Consider the following 16,759-nt stretch of genomic DNA (forward strand, 5'->3'; position numbering starts at 1 on the left):
GCATCCGTGTGAACGCTTTCTCAAAGCTGAACACGCAGACGCGGCCAAGCGCGCGGAAACTAGCGGTCCGCGGCTTCGAAATTTAGGGTCAGGGTGCGCGCAAACACCGACTCGAAGCCGCTGTAGGGCAGCGGTTGCGCCTTCAGGACAGCGGCCTCGATCGAGCGCCGGCCCTGTTCATCGTAGGCGCACGGGGAGGACACGCTGGCGCTAGTCACCTCGCCGCCGCGCAGCTGCTTGATGACGATCGTGCACTTGGATCCCAGCGGCACGGTCTCCGGGCGGGTCCATTTGGAAACGATCGCCTGCCGCAGCGCCGCCGCGTACTGCGCCTCCAGCCCGGTGTCGCGGCCGTTGTTGCCCGGCGGCGGGCTGGCGTCGGACGCGCCGCTACTCTCGGAGCTGCGGTTGGACGCACGCGCCTGCGCGTCGGCAACCTGCTTGAGTCTCTGCTCGGCGAGTTTGATCTCGCGCTCGGCCTCGGCGCGCTTGCGCTGTATCTCGGCGAGCTTCTTCTCGCGTTCCTCGGTTTCTTTGGCTTCCTTGGCCTGCTCGGCCAGGCGGCGCTTGCGCTCGGCCTCCTGCTGGCGCTCGCGCTCGGTCAGGTCCACCTGCGCCTGGCGGCGCTTTTCTTCCTGCAGCTTCTTCTCGTCGGACGGCGTCGGGGTCGGCGTGGCGACCACTTCGGCCTGCTCGGTGGTGTCGGGCTTGGGGATGAAGTCCTGCGGCTGCGATTGCGGCGGGGTCGGCGAATCCTCCGGGACCGGCGATGGCAGCGGCTGCGGTTGCGGGGTGGGCCCCGGTGGCGGCGCGACCGGCTCCTCGACGGGCTCATCGACCGGTTCGGGCAGCGGCGGCACCTGCTCGGGGCGGTCGTCAAGCACGCGCTGCATGGCCGCCGACAGCGCGTTGGCATCCACCAGGTCGGCTTCCACCGGCGCACCGGCGGCCGACTGCGGCGCAGCGCTGCGCGTCCAGAGCATGCCGGCGAACATCAGGGCAAACAGGACCACGTGCAGGATGATCGCCAGCACGATGGCCTGTTGCGTATCGGCGCGCGTTTCCCTCACTTGGGCGGAGTCTCCGCCTGCCGGGTCAGCAGCGAGACGCGCGGCACGTTGGCCGACTGCAGCAGGGCCATCGCGTTGAGCACCACCTCGTAGTTCGCCAGCCGGTCACCGGCGACGTACACCGGCACGTCGGGATTGTTGTTGACGAAGGCGGCGACGCGGGCGGTGAGTTCCTGCGCCTGCATGGCTTCCTGCGGCGCGCCCTGCAGGGTCAGGAAGTAGTTGCCTTCGGCGTCCACGCTGACCACCACGGGCTCCTGCTTCTGGGCCAGGCTCTTGGCATTGGAACGCGGCAGTTCCACGCCGACACCCAGATTCATCAGCGGCGCGGTGACCATGAAGATGATCAGCAGCACCAGCATCACGTCGATGTAGGGGACCACGTTGATCTCGGCCTTGAGCTGGCGCTTGCGGCGTCGTCGGTAGGGGGCGGACATAGGGGGTTTCCGGGTTCTTGGGGCGGCGGAAGGTCAGGACCGGCGGGGGCGCGCAGGGGTGCGGCGCGCGCCGTCGATCACTCCTGCGGCACCTGGCGCTCCAGGATCGACGAGAACTCCTCGGAGAACGCGTCGTAACGCACGGCGATGCGCTCGACCTTGGTCGCGAATCGGTTGTACGCCCACACCGCCGGGATCGCCGCGAACAGGCCCATCGCGGTCGCGATCAGGGCCTCGGAAATGCCCGGGGCGACGCTGGCGATGGTCGCCTCGGTGACGTTGGCCAGGCCCTGGAACGAGATCATGATCCCCCACACGGTGCCGAACAGGCCGACGTAGGGCGCGATCGAGCCGACGTTGGCGAGGAACTCCAGGTTGCGCTCCAGGCCGTCCAGCTCGCGCGCGCTGGCCACGCGCATGCCGCGCTGCGCGGTTTCCAGCTGCATGCGCGTATCGGCGACCCGCCGCTGGCGGGAGAACTCGCGGAAGCCGCTTTCGAAGATCGACTCCATGCCGCCGGTGTCACGGTTGCGGCTGGTCGCGCCGGCGTAGAGCTTGCTCAGTTCGGTCCCCGACCAGAAGCGCTCCTCGAAGGTCTCGGCCTCGCGCTCGGCGCGGCTGAGCACCTTGGTCTTGCGGAAGATGATCACCCAGGAGGCGATCGAGGCGCCCAGCAGCAGCACCATCACCAGCTGCACCGGCAGGGAGGCATGCAGGATCAGCTGCAGGATATCCAGGCCGCCGTCGCTGGTGATCGCCGGCGGCAGCGTCGCGGCCAGGTTGGTGCTCGCGTTGGCGGCCTCCTCGGGCAGGGGTTCGACGGCGGTGGCGGCCTGCATCAGGCTCAGCATTGGGGTCATGCCTGGATCTCCGGTGCCCGGTGCGGGGCGAAATGGCTGTGCGTTGAGTTGGGAGTAAAAGCGTGTCTGTACATCTGTCGCGGAATTTCCGGGCAGTCAGCCTGCCGGAACCTGTTGCGCCTGCAACGCCTCCAGCAGTGGCGAGGGGATCGCCCGTGGCCGGAAGCCGCCGGCATCCAGCGCGGCGATCCGTACCCGCGCGGTCAGCAGCAGGCGACCGTCGCAACGCACGTCCTGCACGAACACCGCGCTGGCGCGCCGGCACTCGTGCAGGACCACGCCGACCTGCAGCACATCGTCCAGCCGCGCCGGCTTGAGGAAGTCCATCTCCATCGCCCGGACCGCGAACACCAGACCATGTTCATGGCGCAGGAGTTCCTGGCCGTAGCCCTGCTCGCGCATCCACTCGCTGCGCGCGCGCTCCAGGAACGCAACGTAGCGGGCGTGGTAGACCACCCCACCAGCGTCGGTATCTTCCCAGTAAACCCGGACGGGAAGGCTGAACGCAGGCATAGCGGAGGGTTCCGGGGGCGTCATCGCGAACGGCCGCCTACTGCCGCGGCGAGCCGGGGATGGCATCCCCGGCAACCGGATCGTCAAACAGCTCGCCGACCGGCGAGCGCGAGGTCAGGCCGATGTGCCGGTAGGCCTTGGGTGATGCGATGCGGCCGCGGGCGGTGCGGATCAGGTAGCCCTGCTGGATCAGATAGGGCTCGATGACGTCCTCCAGCGTGCCGCGCTCTTCGCTGAGCGCGGCGGCAAGCGACTCCACCCCGACCGGGCCGCCGTCGAAGGACTGGATGATGGTGCGCAGCAGGCGACGGTCCAGTTCGTCGAAACCTTCCGGGTCGACCTTGAGCATCTCCATCGCGGCGATCGCGGTGGCGTGGTCGATGATGCCGCCGGCGCGGACCTGGGCGAAGTCGCGCACGCGCCGCAGCAGCCGGTTGGCGATGCGCGGCGTGCCGCGCGAACGCCGGGCGATCTCCGCCGCGCCTTCGGGCGCGCAGGCGATATCGAGGATGCCCGCGGAGCGGCGCACGATCCGGGTCAGCTCCTCGACGCTGTAGAACTCCAGCCGCTGGACGATGCCGAAGCGGTCGCGCAGCGGCGCGGTCAGCAGGCCCGCTCGGGTGGTCGCGCCGATCAGGGTGAACGGCGGCAGGTCGAGCTTGATCGAGCGCGCAGCGGGACCCTCGCCGATCATGATGTCGAGCTGGTAGTCCTCCATCGCCGGGTAGAGGACCTCCTCGATCGCCGGCGACAGGCGGTGGATCTCATCGACGAACAGCACGTCGAACGGTTGCAGGTTGGTCAGCAGCGCGGCCAGGTCGCCGGCCTTCTCGATGACCGGGCCGGAGGTCTGGCGCAGGCCGACGCCCAGCTCGTTGGCGATCACGTGGCTCAGGGTGGTCTTGCCCAGCCCGGGCGGTCCGAAGATCAGCACGTGGTCGAGCGCCTCGCCGCGTCCCTTGGCCGCCTCGATGTAGATCTTCATCTGCTCGCGGACGGGCACCTGGCCCAGGTATTCGTCCAGCCTCCGGGGCCGGATCGAGGTTTCCAGCGCTTCGTCATCGAAGGTGGCGTCTGCAGCGATGATGCGGTCCTCGTTCATCGCGCTATGGTCGCATGGCGCACGATGCCGGGCAGCGGCCGCGCCCGCATTGGAAGATGTCGCAACGGTTCACGCCACGACCGCATCAGATCTCCACCTGCGATCCGAGCTCGACCAGGCGGTTGCCGGGGATGCGGAAGAAGCCGGTCGCCGGCGCGGCATTGCGGTGCATGAAGGCGAACAGCTTGTCGCGCCAGACCGGCATGCCACCGCGCGCCGCGGCCACAACCGTCTCGTGGCTGGCGAAGTACGTGGTTTCCATGGGATCGAAGGCGATGCCGTCCTGGTCGCAGGAGCGCATCAGCGCCAGCGGCACGTCCGGGGTTTCCATGAAACCGAAACGCACCACCACGCGATAGAAGTCATCCCCGATGGCATCGATCTGCAGGCGCCGCTCGCTGGGGGCGTAGGGGACCTTCAGGGTATCGACGGTCAGGAACACGTTGCGCTCGTGCAGCACCTTGTTGTGCTTGAGGTTGTGCAGCAGGGCGTGCGGCACCACGCCCTTCTCGGCGGTGAGGAACACCGCCGTGCCCGGCACCCGCACCGGAGGCGCCAGCATCAGGCCGGGCAGGAAGCTCTCCAGCTGGATGCCGCCCTTCTGCATTTCCTCGCGCAGCAACTCGCGTCCCCGGCGCCAGGTGCGCAGCAGGGTGAACAACACGACGCCGACGGCGAGCGGGAACCAGCCGCCCTGCATGATCTTGGCGCCGTTGGCGATCACGAAACCGATGTCGCCGATGATGAACACCACGCACAGCGGCAATACCCAGCGGCGCAGGTGCTTCCAGGTGGCCTGGGCGACGATCGCCAGCAGCAGGGTGTCGATCAGCATCGTGCCTGACACCGATACGCCGTAGGCGGTCGCCAGCGAGGAAGAGTTGCCGAACGCCAGCACCAGCGCGATCACCACCACCATCATTCCCCAGTTGACCGCGGGGATGTAGATCTGGCCGATGGTGTCGCGCGAGGTGTGCTTGGTGTGCATGCGCGGGATGTAACCCAGCTGCATGGCCTGGCGGGTGACCGAGAAGGCGCCGGTGATCACCGATTGCGAGGCGATCACCGTGGCGGCGGTCGCCAGCACCACCATCGGCATCCGCGCCCACTCGGGCACGCCGACGTAGAACGGGTTGCGGATCGCGGCCGGGTCCTCCAGCACCAGCGCCCCTTGCCCCAGGTAGTTCAGGACCAGCGCCGGCAGAACGAAGTAGTACCAGGCGTAGCGGATCGGCTTGGCGCCAAAGTGGCCCATGTCGGTGTAGATCGCCTCGCCGCCGGTCACCGCCAGCACCACCGCGCCAAGGATGAAGATGCCGTGCCACTGGTGGACGAGGAAGAACTCCACCGCCCACATCGGATTGAGCGCGTGCAGCACCTGCGGCGCATGGGTGATGTTGAGCACGCCCAGCGCGGCCAGCGAGAGGAACCATGTACCGGTGATCGGCCCGAACACCTTGCCCATCCGGTGGCTGCCAAAGCGCTGGCTGGCAAACAGCGCGACCAGCACCACGACCGTCAGCGGCACCACCCACGCGCCCAGCTCCGGGGCGACGACCTCCAGTCCTTCCAGGGCCGAGAGCACCGAGATGGCCGGTGTGATGACCCCGTCGCCGAAGAACAGCGCCGCGCCGAACACGCCCAGGATGCCGACGCCGTATGCGGACTTGGACCCCTTGGGCAGGGTGCGCTGGGCAAGCGCCATCAGCGCCATGATGCCGCCCTCGCCCTCGTTGTCGGCGCGCATGATGATGGTCACGTACTTCACCGTGACCACCAGCATCAGCGCCCAGAACACCAGCGAGAGGATGCCCAGCACGGTGTCGTGGTTGGCGGTCAGCCCGTAGTGCGGACTGAAGGCTTCGCGCAGGGTGTACAGCGGACTGGTGCCGATGTCGCCGAAGACGACGCCGATGGCACCCATCATGAGACCGGCCAGGCCCACCTGGCCATGGCCGGCAGCGTCGGCGCGGGCGCCGGTGCCCGCGGGGGGAATCTTGGGTGTCGACATGGGGCAGTGGGTCAGCGGCGAAAACGGGTGAGCGGCACGCTCAACGAAGCGCGGACTGTAACGCCTTGCGGATGATGGCGGCGGCGTCATCGGCCGCGCCGGGGGAAGCGTCACGCACCATACGCGCAGCTTCGGCCGGTTTGTAGCCCAGTTGCTGCAGGGCAATGACCGCCTCGCTCTGCGGATCGCGCGGGATGTCGGACGGCGACAGGATCACGCCCTCCCCGCCCATGTCGCCGGCGCGGTCGCGCAGCTCGACGACCATGCGCTCGGCGGTCTTCTTGCCGATACCGGGGATGCGGCACAACGCGGCCACGTCGCTGGCCTGCACGGTGCGGACGAAATCGTCGACGCTGATGCCCGACAGGATCGCCAGCGCGATCTTCGCGCCGATCCCCTTGACCTTCTGCACCTCGCGGAACAGCTGGCGCTCGGAATCGCGCAGGAAGCCGTACAGCGACACGCTGTCCTCCTTCTGCGCGTAGTGGGTGAACAGCGAGACTTCCCGGCCCAGCTCGGGCAGGTCGTAGAAGGTGCTCATCGGCGCCTCCAGCTCGTAGCCCACGCCATTGACGTCGACCACCAGCCACGGCGGCTGCTTGTGGATGACGTTGCCTTTCAGTCTGCCGATCATGTGCCGCGTCTCCGTAACTGGGTCACCGCCAGCCCGGTGCGGGCCGCGGTGGCACTCATGTGCGCGTGGGTCAGGGCGACCGCCAGCGCGTCGGCGGCGTCCGCCTGCAGCTTCATCGCCGAGAGGTTCAGCAGCAGCCGGACCATGTGCTGGACCTGCAGCTTGTCCGCCGCGCCCTTGCCGACCAGCGACTGCTTGATCACCCGCGGCGCGTATTCGCTGATCGCCAGCTTGCGCCGCACCACCGTCGCCATCGCCGCGCCGCGCGCGTGCCCGAGCTTGAGCGCGGACATCGCCGACTTGTCCATGAACACCGTCTCGATGGCGACCTGCTGCGGCTGCCACTGGTCGAGCACGCGCTCCAGACCGTCACACAACAGGCCCAGCCGCGCAGGAAAGTCCGGCGCAGCGAGCAACCTGAGCGCCTCGCAATGGACGAAACGGCAACGGCCATCGGCGCCCACGTCGATCACGCCGATGCCGGTCCACTGGGAACCGGGGTCAATGCCGAGAATGCGGGTCACGTCGTCTGCTCACGCCCTCAGGCGTAGGCGCCCGCGCCCAGATCGGCGTTGGAATAGACGTTCTGGACGTCGTCCAGATCCTCCAGCCAGTCCAGCAGCTTGACCACCTGCTCGGCCACGTCGCCCTCGACCGCGATGTCGTTGTCGGCGCGGTAGGTGACCTCGGCATGGCCCGGCGGATGGCCGGCGGCGATCATCGCCGCCTTGACCGCTTCGAAGGATTCCTGCGAGGTGAACACCTCGATCGCACCGTCCTCCGGATACACCACCACGTCGTCGGCGCCGGCCTCGATCGCTGCGTCGGTGATGCCGTCCTCGTCGGCGTTGGCCGCGTAGGTCAGCACGCCGAGGCGGTTGAACATGAATGCCACCGAGCCGTCGGTGCCGAGGTTGCCGCCGAACTTGCCGAACGCATGGCGCACGTCGGCCACGGTGCGAACCTTGTTGTCGGTCAGGCAGTCGACGATCACCGCCACCCCGCCCGGGGCGTAGCCCTCGTAGCGGATTTCCTCGTAATTGACGCCTTCCAGCTCGCCGGTGGCCTTCTTGACCGCGCGCTCGACGACGTCCTTGGTCATGTTGGCGCTGTAGGCCTTCTCGATGGCCGAGCGCAGGCGCGGATTACTGGTCGGATCGCCCCCGCCGGCACGCGCGGCGACCGAAATCTCGCGGATGAGCTTGGTGAAGATCTTGCCGCGCTTGGCGTCCGAGGCGTTCTTGCGACCCTCGATTGACGGTCCCCTACCCATGTGCAGTGTCCAATTGAGTGAACGGTGACAGCCGGATACTTTACTCCAACCCGTGATGCCCGGCGGCGCGTGCACGATCGCTGTTTGCTTACCCGAAGCGCCCTGGCGCCTCACCGGTCATGGACGAAGCGCCCCGTGCGCAGGAAGGCGATCACCTGGCGCGACACCGGCGCGGAAACCAGCATGCCGCTGTGGCTGGTCGGCAGCACAATGTGGTCCGCCAGCCCCGGCACGCGGGTCTCGGCGATCGCTACGGTGCCATCGCTCGCGCCGGCGAAATCGCCGAAGAAACGGCCCAGGCCAAGGCCGGAGTTGCCGGCCACCATGCCCAGTTCCGCGTGGCCTTCCCAAGCGTGGCAGCCCCGCCGGAGCAACCGCGCGCTGCGGCCCAGAAAGCGCCGAAGCACCGGCAATTGCGCCATGCCCGTCGCCGCCGCGCTGCCCGCCAGCGGCGTGCCGAGACAGACGACGCGCCGAACCGGCAAGCCCGGCTCGCGCTCCAGCGCACGTACCGCGATCAGTCCGCCCAGGCTGTGCGCCACGATGTCGGCCGGATCGCGCAAGGCCTCCATCAGTCCCGGGATCGCCCGCGCGGGGCCGCCGCCGACGGTGTCATAGCCGAACAAATGCGGGTCAAAGCCGGCGCGGCGCAGCCGGCGCGCGTGCCAGGCCATGCACGCGCTGGGCATCCACAGGCCGTGCAGCAGCAACACGCGACGGCCCGGACCACCCGCATGATCGGTACTGGCGGGATTGTCTTCGGCGTCTGCCGCCACGCTCAGGGCGCCGGGAATTCCCGGCGCAGCCAGTCGTCCAGCACCCGCTTCTCGTAGCGCAGCGGATCGTTGTCGCGGCCGAAACCGGGCCGCGACAGATAGGCCATGTCGGTCAACTGGCGGCGGCCTTCGTCGATCACCTGCCCCGCTGCGTCCAGCCGGCGGAATTCCAGCGTGATCCGGGGGGGGTAGATGTCGCGCATCATCCGCACGTCGTCGTAGCGCGGGCCCTGCCACGGCTCGTACTCGCCGGCGCGGTCGACGTCCAGCAAGGTCACCTGCAGTTGTTCACCGGCAGGCAGGCGTCGCTCCGCCTGGGTCCGCAGGTAGGTCGCCAACTGCTCGATCCAGACGCCGCGCCGGGTATCGATGAGGTCGCGGCCGTAGGTGATTTCGCGGAACGTGGCCGGATCGTCCCATGCCACCTGGACCGGTCCCGCCGCCGGAAGCTGGCCCGGCCCCGCACCTGCCACCGGTGTGCTTGCGCACGCCGCGAGGCCGAGGGTCAGAACGCACGCGGCGATGCCCGCAGTCATGGCTTTCATGGTCGAACTCCCTGTGCCGAATGAGCCTCCATTCTGCCTCGTCGCATGCCGCAGCACCGTGTAGGTTCGGGTTGGCTGGCGAAAGCCGTTCAAGCCAGCGGCACGGGCATGCGGCGCAGGATGAACTCGTGATCGCGGACGCGACCGACCGGGAATTGGTAGTCGCCGACGTGCCGGAAGCCGCGTCGGGCATAGAAGCGCTGGGCGGCGAAGTTGCGCGACCAGACTCCCAGCCACAGCGTGCGTGGCCCGTCGCGCAGCAGCCACTCCAACGCGACCCCACACAGCTCGCCGCCGAGCCCGCCGCCCTGCATGTGCTCCAGCAGGTACAGGCGCTTGAGCTCGCCATCGTCGGGATGGACATCCGGATGTGGCAACCCGCACGGGCCGGCCGCGGCATGGCCGACCGCCTCGCCGCCCTGCTCCACCAGCCACACCGCATAGCCCGGGTGCGCCAGGATCCTGCGCTGCCGATCGACCGTGTAGTTCTCACCCACGAACGCAGCCAGATCCTCGGCCGGATAGAGGTGGCCGAAGGTCTGGGTGAAGGTGCGCGTGGCCAGCTCCGCCAGCGTTGCCGCGTCGGCGACCGTGGCCCGGCGGATCACGGGGGTCATGGCTGAACCCTACTTTTTGGGGCGCACCGCGATGTGGATCTCGGCCAGTTGCTCATCGGCGATCGGCGATGGCGCGCCGGTCATCATGCATTGCGCACCGGTGGTCTTGGGGAAGGCGATGACGTCGCGGATCGACTCGGTGCCGGCCATCAGCGCGGCGATGCGGTCGATGCCGAAGGCGATGCCGCCGTGCGGGGGCGCGCCGTACTTGAGCGCGTCCAGCAGGAAGCCGAACTTCGCCTGCTGCTCATCGGCATTGATGCCGAGCAGTTCGAACACCGCCGCCTGCATCGCCGGGCGATGGATACGGATCGAGCCGCCGCCGATCTCGTTGCCGTTGAGGACCATGTCGTAGCCGCGCGAGACGGCCGTGTGCGCATTGGCCCGCAGCGACTCGACGTCGTCCACGGCCGGCGCCGTAAACGGATGATGCAGGGCGACGTGGCGCTGGGCGTCCTCGTCCCACTCGAACATCGGGAAGTCCGTCACCCACAGCGGCGCCCAACCCTCACGGACCAGCCCCAGGTCCTTGGCGACCTTGAGCCGCACCGCGCCCATGAAGTCCGAGGCGGTACTCCACGCGGCTGCGCCAAACAGCAGCAGGTCGCCGGCGCTGGCGGCGGTGGCCTGCACGATTGCCGCCAGCGTCGCATCGTCGAGGAACTTGGCGATCGGCGAATTGACGCCCTCGCGGCCGAGCGTCGGGTCGGTGACCTTCATCCACGCCAGGCCCTTGGCGCCGTACTTGGCCGCGTGCGCGGCGACCTCGTCGATCTGCTTGCGCGACAGGCCGCCACCGCCGGGCACGCACAGGGCGATGACCCTGCCCTTCGCATCGTTGGCCCAGTCGGTGAAGACCTTGAACTCGCAGTCCTTGACCAGTTCGGCGATGTCGGTGAACTCCATCGCGATGCGCAGGTCGGGCTTGTCGGAACCGAAACGACGCATCGCCTCCGCCCAGGTCATGCGCGGGAAGGGGTGCGCGAGCTCGACGTCCACCACCTCGCGGAAGGCATCGCGGATCATCGCCTCGGCGGTTTCCTGGACGTCGGACTCCTGCACCCAGGCAAACTCCATGTCGAGCTGGGTGAACTCCAGCTGGCGGTCGGCGCGCAGGGCCTCGTCGCGGAAACAGCGCGCGATCTGGTAGTAGCGGTCGAAGCCGGCCACCATCAGGATCTGCTTGAACAGCTGCGGCGACTGCGGCAGCGCGTAGAACTCACCCGGGTGCATGCGTGCCGGCACCAGGAAGTCGCGCGCGCCTTCGGGGGTGGCCTTGGTGAGGATCGGAGTTTCGATGTCCTGGAAGTCCCGCTCGTCCAACCAACGGCGCAGCGCGCGCACCAGCTTGGTCCGGGTGCGCATCTTGCGCTGCATGTCCGCGGTACGCAGGTCCAGGTAGCGGTACTTCAGGCGGATGTCCTCGCCCGGGTTCTCATGGGCGTGGAACGGCAGCGGCTCGGCCTTGTTCAGGACCTCGATGGCGGTAGCGACGACCTCGACCTGGCCGGTCCGGATCTTGTTGTTGACCGATTCGCGCCGGCGCACCTGACCGGTCACGCGCAGGCAGTCCTCGTAGCCCACATCCGACGCGGTGGCGATGACGCGGTCGTTGCCTTCCACGTCGGCCGGCTCGGCCACCACCTGGACGATGCCCTCGTGGTCGCGCAGGTCGATGAAGCACAGGCCGCCCAGGTCGCGGGCGACGTCGGCCCAGCCGCACAGGGTCACGGTCTGGCCGATCAGGCTTTCATCGATCAGGCCGCAGAAATGGGTACGCATGGTGGCTCCGGAAACGGGACGCGCCGGTCGGTCCCGGCTGGACCGCCTAGTTTAACGGGCTGGCCGCCGGTTCCGGGAACCCGCTCAGACGCCGGCGGCTGGCGCGGGCTTGGCTGTGGGCGGTGCAGCCGGAGTCGACTTCGCCTCCGCCGGCTTGGACTCCGGCTTGGCTTCGGGCTTGGACTCGCCGCCCTTCGCTGGCGCGTCCGGCGCTGCGCCGTCGCCGGCCAGGTTGCGCTTCTTGTCGCCGTCCTTCTTGAAGTCGGTCTCATACCAGCCGGTGCCCGACAGGCGGAACTGCGGCGCGGTCAGCTGACGCTTGAGTTCGGGCTTGGCACACACCGGGCAATCGATGGGATCGGCATCGGACAGTTTCTGCAGGCGATCAAAATCGTGACCGCAGGCGGCGCATTCAAAAGCATAGATCGGCATGGGAACAGAACCCTTGAGTCAGCAAACGCGTCGGATCGACAGTCGGTGCGCCGACCGGGCGGGGCCCGGATCGGCGATGCGTACAGCGCGGTGCGCGCGCCAGCTGGAATGGGGGCGAAGCCCGCGCATTCAAGTCCCGCCACGCAATACGGGAGGGCCTACACGCTTACGTGAGGGCGGTCGGCCCGTTCGCCACCGCAGGCGCCTCACCCGCTTCGCCCGCCTTGCCCATCCGGTCCTCCGGATGCGGCGGCAGGGGGGCGTCAAACAGATCGACATCAAACGGGGTGCGGAACACCAGCGACGGCAGCAGCGTGTTGAGGGTGGTGTAGAGGATCAGCGCCCCAAACAACGTGGCGGACAGACCGAATTCCTTGTGCAGGATATTGGCCATCACCAGCGTGAACACCAGCGTCGGTGCGAGCGCCACCGACACCTTCATGCTGCTCTTGTGGCCCTCACCAAACATCACCCGGCGCTGCAGCCAGACCAGTGCGATCCGGAGCGGCACGATCACCAGCGTCAGCACGACACCCAGGCCGGCGGCCTCCCAGGTCAGCGCATCGCGCGAGATCTCGGTACCGGCATGGAAAAAGTAGAACGGCACGAAGAAGGTCGCAAACAGGCGCAAGGCGTGGATGTTCTCGTCCGAGGCGAGCAGCGGCATGCGGAAGCGCAGCAGGCGCGCCACCAGGCCGGCGATGAACGCGCCCACCAGGTAATACACCCCCAGGCTGTAGGTGATATACGCCGCGACCAGGCCGACCATCACCAGCAGGGAGAACTCCGAGCCCGGGGCGTGCGGCATCACCCAACGACCCAGCGCGATGAACACCAGCGGCAGGCCGACCATCATCAAGACCATTGCCCCCGACGAAATCGCCAGCTGGGTCGGATCGCCGGCCTGCAGGACCACGAACAACGCGGCCAGCGCCAGCAACTCGCCGGCAATGGCCTTGCTGGTCACCCAGAAGCGCTCGTCGGCGTTCAGGCCCAGGCGCTCCAGCGTGTCGACGATGAAGCCGGTGGACGGCGTCAGCAGTGCCAGCGACACCAGCGCCGCCGCCTGCCAGCCGAGGTCGGCGTACTTCCAGCCCAGCCAGGCGACGCCAACGAGGCAGGCGATCTGGGTGGTCAGGTACACCAGCAGCCGGCCAAGCTCCTTGCGCAGCGCCGACAGGTCGACCTCCAGCCCGGCGAACAGGAACAGCGAGGAGATGCCCAGGGTGGAGAGCAGCACGATCACCGAATCGTTCATGCGCTCGCCCCACATCAGCACCGCGCCCAGGCCCAGCAACAGGCAGGTGATCGGTGCCGGCAGCTGGAAGCGTTGCAGCGCCCGCGGGATGACCAGCAGGCCGAAGATCAGCAGCAGGTAGATCAGTTCGTTGTTCATGGCAGCAGCCGTCGGCACGCGAGGTCGGCGTGCATAGTCGGCGCCACGCGGGCCACTGACAACCCCGGCACGCGATGCAGGCCACACCTGCCGGCACGTCGCGGGTTGTGTACGCTTGCCCGACACACCCGTCGGGAAACCCGAAGATGTCCAATATCACTGTCCGCCCCGCGCTCCCGATCATCGCCGCCGCCCTGTTGATGGTCGGGCTGGCCGGCGCCGGCTGGTTCGCCGCCAGGGGCATGGAACGTCTGAAGACCGCTGATCGCTACGTGGTGGTCAAGGGCTCGGCCGAGAAGATCGTCGATGCCGACCTGGTGGTGTGGCCGCTGCCGCACACCGTGGGCGGCAGCGACCTGGGCGAGGTCCAGCGCCACCTGGACGCGAACACCGCGATTATCCGCGGGTTCTTCGAGGCCGCCGGTTTCAAGGCCGATGAGATCGTGGTGTCGCCGCCACGGCTGGAAGACCGCTGGGCGTGGGCCTACGGCGACAGCCGGCCGCCGGAGCGCTACCGCTACGCGACCACGGTCAGCCTGCGCACGACCAATGTCGCGGGCGCGCTGGAAGCCGTCCGGCGCACCGGCGAGCTGGTGACCCAGGGCGTGATGATCGGCGAGGACAGCTCGCCGGAGTTCGACTACACCAAGCTCAACGACATCAAGCCGGCCTTGATCGCCGAGGCAACGGCGGCTGCGCGCGACTCGGCGGTCCAGTTCGCCAAGGACTCCGATTCGCGGCTGGACGGGATCCGCAGCGCCAACCAGGGCGTGGTCAGCATCAGCGATCGCGACCAGAGCAGCCCGCAGATCAAGCGGGTGCGCGTGGTGACGACGGTAGAGTACTTCCTGCGCGATTGACGCCGCGCGGGTCCCGGTCGCCGCGCAGGCGCCGCGTGCAACAATGCGCTCCCCTTGTTTTCGCGCCGCGCCTCGCGCGTCCGCACCGTCAGGAACCTCCATGAAGCGACTCCTACTGGCCGCGGCGTTCGGCCTGCTCAGCATCTCCGCATGCGCCAAGGCGCCCGCCTCCGCCGACGATGCGAAGCGGGCGCAGGCCGCTGCAGCGGCCCCCGCCGAGACCACCAAGCCGGCCCCCGGCTCACCCGAGGAGCGCGCGGTCGCCGCCATCGCCGCGCTCAACCCCGAGGTCACGGTCGACTACGTGGGCAAAGCGCCCATGCCCGGCTTCCGCGAGGCGGTCGTCGGCGGCCAGGTGATCTACGTCAGCGACGACGGCAATTACCTGCTGTTCACCGGCGCCGGCGGTGGGCTGCTCGACACCCGGACCCAGAAGAACCTCAGCGAGGCGACCCTGGGCGGCATGCGCAACAAGTTGCTGCAGACGATTCCGGCCGGCGAGCGGATCGTGTTCGCGCCGCCCAACCCCAAACACACCGTCACCGTGTTCACCGACGTGGAATGCGGCTACTGCCGCAAGATGCACGAGGAGATCAAGCAGTACAACGCCGAAGGCATCGCGGTGGAGTATCTGGCGTTCCCGCGGATGGGCATCGGCAGCGAAGGCTACAACGACATGGTCTCGGTCTGGTGCTCGCCCGACCGCAAGAGCGCGCTGACCAAGGCCAAGTCGAGCGGTGAGGTGGAAAGCCGCAACTGCAGGAACACGGTCGCCGACCAGTACAAGGTCGGCCAAAGCGTCGGGCTGACCGGCACGCCGATGATCATCGCCCGCGACGGCAGCCAGCTAGGCGGCTACCTGCCCGCCAAGGCACTGCGCGCCGCGCTGGACAAGCTGGAAGCCAGCGACGGTTGACCACCCACTGATGACCGTGTCGGCGCCGCCTGCGGGCGGCGTCATTGCATCTGGCCCGCGACCATTGGCCGAACGTACGCTTCGGCGCGCAGCGGGCGTCGCGCTAGACTGGCGTCATCCCGAACAAGGAGTTTCGTCATGGCCCAGGCCAGTGCCGTGTCACCGCCGGTCGGCGGAGCAAAAAGCAAGATCTACCCCGATGCAAAGACCGCGCTGCAGGGTGTCGTGGCCGATGGCCAGACCCTGGCGGTTGGCGGATTCGGGCTGTGTGGCATCCCCGAGGCACTGATCGAGGCCCTGCGCGACTCCGGCGTGACCGGGCTGACCGCAATCTCCAACAACGCCGGAGTGGATGGCTTCGGCCTGGGCCTGCTGCTGGAGACACGCCAGATCCGCAAGATGGTGTCGTCCTACGTCGGCGAGAACAAGGAGTTCGAACGCCAGTTTCTGGCCGGCGAGCTCGAACTGGAATTCACCCCGCAGGGCACCCTGGCCGAACGCCTGCGCGCCGGCGGCGCCGGGATCCCGGCCTTCTTCACCGCCACCGGCTACGGCACGGTGGTCGCCGAGGGCAAGGAGACCCGCGAGTTCAACGGCAAGCACTACGTGATGGAGACCGCTCTGGTCGCCGATGTGGCGCTGGTCAAGGCGTGGAAGGCGGACAAGGCGGGCAACCTGCTGTTCCGCAAGACCGCGCGCAACTTCAACCCGGCCTGCGCGATGGCGGGCAAGGTCTGCATAGTGGAAGTGGAAGAAATCGTCGAGATCGGCCAGATCGACCCCGACCAGGTGCACCTGCCGGGCATCTACGTGGACCGGATCGTGCACAACCCGAACCCCGAGAAGCGCATCGAGCAGCGCACCGTGCGCGAAGGAGGCAAGTAATGGGCTGGTCACGCGAGCAGATGGCGCAGCGCGCCGCGCAGGAACTCACCGACGGCGCCTACGTCAACCTCGGCATCGGCCTGCCGACGATGGTGGCCAATTACATCCCCGACGGCATGGACGTGTGGCTGCAGTCGGAGAACGGCTTGCTCGGCATCGGCCCGTTCCCGACCGAGGACGAACTGGACGCCGACCTGATCAACGCCGGCAAGCAGACCGTCACCGCGCGCCCGGGCGCCAGCTATTTCGGCAGCCACGATTCCTTCGCGATGATCCGCGGTGGCCACATCAACCTGGCGATCCTGGGCGCGATGGAGGTCACCGACAAGGGCGACCTGGCCAACTGGATGGTGCCCGGCAAGATGGTCAAGGGCATGGGCGGCGCGATGGACCTGGTTGCCGGCGTGCAGCGCGTCGTGGTGCTGATGGAGCACACCACCAAGCATGGCGAGCCGAAGATCCTGCCCGAGTGCACCCTGCCGTTGACCGGTCTGGGCGTCGTCAGCCGCATCATCACCGACCTGGCAGTCATAGACATCACCGACGATGGGCTGAAGCTGGTCGAACTGGCGCCGGGCGTGAGCGAGGACGAACTGCGCAGCAAAACCGGGGTAGAGTTCACTCAGGCCTGAGCGCTTCCGGATCTGAAT

At 68.1% G+C, this 16,759-nt stretch carries 19 protein-coding genes; 4 read left to right on the forward strand and 15 right to left on the reverse strand.

Features of this window, described 5'->3' with window-relative positions:
• Positions 1–59: 59 nt before the first annotated feature.
• The 15 genes from tolA to INQ40_RS10725 form a co-directional block, all read right to left on the reverse strand.
• Entirely contained in the window at positions 60–1,070 is a 1,011-nt protein-coding gene (tolA, locus tag INQ40_RS10655) for a cell envelope integrity protein TolA (RefSeq protein ID WP_194340405.1), read from the reverse strand.
• The gene (gene tolR, locus INQ40_RS10660; protein WP_194340406.1) at positions 1,067–1,507 is read right to left on the reverse strand and encodes a protein TolR; all 441 of its coding nucleotides are present in this window, start codon (positions 1,505–1,507) and stop codon (positions 1,067–1,069) included. Before tolR ends, tolA begins: the two co-directional genes overlap by 4 nt.
• Before the next feature lie 77 nt (positions 1,508–1,584).
• Positions 1,585–2,358: a protein TolQ gene (gene tolQ, locus INQ40_RS10665; protein ID WP_193987350.1), complete on the reverse strand. Its 774-nt coding sequence runs from the start codon at positions 2,356–2,358 to the stop codon at positions 1,585–1,587.
• A gap of 105 nt (positions 2,359–2,463) precedes the next feature.
• Positions 2,464–2,904 carry a tol-pal system-associated acyl-CoA thioesterase gene (gene ybgC, locus INQ40_RS10670; protein WP_194340407.1) on the reverse strand — a complete coding sequence of 147 codons (441 nt, stop codon included), beginning with the start codon at positions 2,902–2,904 and terminating at the stop codon, positions 2,464–2,466.
• Between the two features lie 13 nt (positions 2,905–2,917).
• Entirely contained in the window at positions 2,918–3,982 is a 1,065-nt protein-coding gene (gene ruvB / locus INQ40_RS10675; protein ID WP_194340408.1) for a Holliday junction branch migration DNA helicase RuvB, read from the reverse strand.
• Between the two features lie 85 nt (positions 3,983–4,067).
• On the reverse strand, positions 4,068–5,909 hold the full coding sequence (locus INQ40_RS10680) for a potassium transporter Kup (protein ID WP_228482207.1): 1,842 nt from the start codon (positions 5,907–5,909) through the stop codon (positions 4,068–4,070).
• Between the two features lie 124 nt (positions 5,910–6,033).
• Entirely contained in the window at positions 6,034–6,627 is a 594-nt protein-coding gene (gene ruvA / locus INQ40_RS10685) for a Holliday junction branch migration protein RuvA (RefSeq protein ID WP_193984421.1), read from the reverse strand.
• Positions 6,624–7,151 (reverse strand): crossover junction endodeoxyribonuclease RuvC, encoded by a 528-nt coding sequence (gene ruvC / locus INQ40_RS10690; RefSeq protein WP_194340410.1) that lies wholly within the window; start codon positions 7,149–7,151, stop codon positions 6,624–6,626. The genes ruvA and ruvC overlap by 4 nt, the downstream gene beginning before the upstream one ends.
• A 17-nt stretch (positions 7,152–7,168) precedes the next feature.
• Complete coding sequence (locus INQ40_RS10695) at positions 7,169–7,900, reverse strand: YebC/PmpR family DNA-binding transcriptional regulator (protein ID WP_194340411.1); 732 nt, start codon at positions 7,898–7,900, stop codon at positions 7,169–7,171.
• A 110-nt stretch (positions 7,901–8,010) separates the two neighbouring features.
• Entirely contained in the window at positions 8,011–8,676 is a 666-nt protein-coding gene (locus INQ40_RS10700; RefSeq protein WP_345776524.1) for an alpha/beta hydrolase, read from the reverse strand.
• 2 nt (positions 8,677–8,678) lie between these two features.
• Positions 8,679–9,221 carry a DUF3016 domain-containing protein gene (locus INQ40_RS10705; RefSeq protein ID WP_194340412.1) on the reverse strand — a complete coding sequence of 181 codons (543 nt, stop codon included), beginning with the start codon at positions 9,219–9,221 and terminating at the stop codon, positions 8,679–8,681.
• Positions 9,222–9,310: 89 nt separating this feature from the next.
• A complete protein-coding gene (locus tag INQ40_RS10710) occupies positions 9,311–9,838 on the reverse strand; it encodes a GNAT family N-acetyltransferase (RefSeq protein ID WP_194340413.1) in 528 nt (175 codons plus the stop codon).
• Positions 9,839–9,847: 9 nt separating this feature from the next.
• A complete protein-coding gene (aspS, locus tag INQ40_RS10715) occupies positions 9,848–11,620 on the reverse strand; it encodes an aspartate--tRNA ligase (protein WP_194340414.1) in 1,773 nt (590 codons plus the stop codon).
• Positions 11,621–11,704: 84 nt separating this feature from the next.
• Complete coding sequence (locus tag INQ40_RS10720; RefSeq protein WP_194340415.1) at positions 11,705–12,052, reverse strand: zinc ribbon domain-containing protein; 348 nt, start codon at positions 12,050–12,052, stop codon at positions 11,705–11,707.
• Between the two features lie 166 nt (positions 12,053–12,218).
• Entirely contained in the window at positions 12,219–13,448 is a 1,230-nt protein-coding gene (locus INQ40_RS10725) for a cation:proton antiporter (protein ID WP_194340416.1), read from the reverse strand.
• 146 nt (positions 13,449–13,594) lie between these two features.
• On the opposite strand from INQ40_RS10725, the gene INQ40_RS10730 reads away from it, so the two are divergent.
• The 4 genes from INQ40_RS10730 (at position 13,595) to INQ40_RS10745 (ending at position 16,741) form a co-directional block, all read left to right on the forward strand.
• Positions 13,595–14,308, forward strand: coding sequence for an SIMPL domain-containing protein (locus tag INQ40_RS10730; protein ID WP_194340417.1), 714 nt, complete (start codon positions 13,595–13,597; stop codon positions 14,306–14,308).
• A gap of 100 nt (positions 14,309–14,408) precedes the next feature.
• Complete coding sequence (locus INQ40_RS10735) at positions 14,409–15,224, forward strand: DsbC family protein (protein WP_194340418.1); 816 nt, start codon at positions 14,409–14,411, stop codon at positions 15,222–15,224.
• 138 nt (positions 15,225–15,362) lie between these two features.
• The gene (locus INQ40_RS10740) at positions 15,363–16,109 is read left to right on the forward strand and encodes a CoA transferase subunit A (protein WP_228482002.1); all 747 of its coding nucleotides are present in this window, start codon (positions 15,363–15,365) and stop codon (positions 16,107–16,109) included.
• Positions 16,109–16,741 carry a CoA transferase subunit B gene (locus tag INQ40_RS10745; protein WP_194340419.1) on the forward strand — a complete coding sequence of 211 codons (633 nt, stop codon included), beginning with the start codon at positions 16,109–16,111 and terminating at the stop codon, positions 16,739–16,741. Before INQ40_RS10740 ends, INQ40_RS10745 begins: the two co-directional genes overlap by 1 nt.
• The last annotated feature ends 18 nt before the right edge of the window (positions 16,742–16,759 follow it).

This window comes from Lysobacter sp. H21R4, assembly GCF_015277535.1.
GTDB lineage: Bacteria > Pseudomonadota > Gammaproteobacteria > Xanthomonadales > Xanthomonadaceae > Novilysobacter > Novilysobacter ciconiae.